1 protein-coding gene is annotated in these 327 nt (G+C 59.6%); it reads left to right on the top strand.

The annotated features are described in order from the left end of the window. Positions 1 to 327: RNA-guided endonuclease InsQ/TnpB family protein (locus ACYQ3M_RS11645; protein WP_460036247.1), on the top strand; the 327-nt coding region annotated here is incomplete at both ends.

The raw sequence follows: 327 nt of genomic DNA, 5'->3' as shown, positions 1-327 counted from the left end.
GAAACTGGCGCGCCTTCATGCCCGTATTGCCAACATTCGCCAGGATTGGCTTCATAAAACGACGACGTGGCTGGTACGTAACTTCAGTCTCCTCGGCCTCGAGGACCTGAACGTGCGCGGGATGCTGGCAAACGGGAAATTGGCGCGGCACATCGCCGACATCGGGATGTCCGAGTTTCGGCGGCAGTTGCAATACAAGGCCAAGCTCTATGGCGCCAAGGTCATCGTGGCGGATCGCTGGTTCCCATCGTCGAAAATTTGCTCGGCGTGTGGGGCCCTTGCCGAGAAGATGCCGCTTGCCGTTCGCGAATGGACGTGCGCTTGCGG

The organism is Methylothermus subterraneus (assembly GCF_054656915.1).
This window is presented reverse-complemented; position numbering and strand designations above follow the sequence as displayed.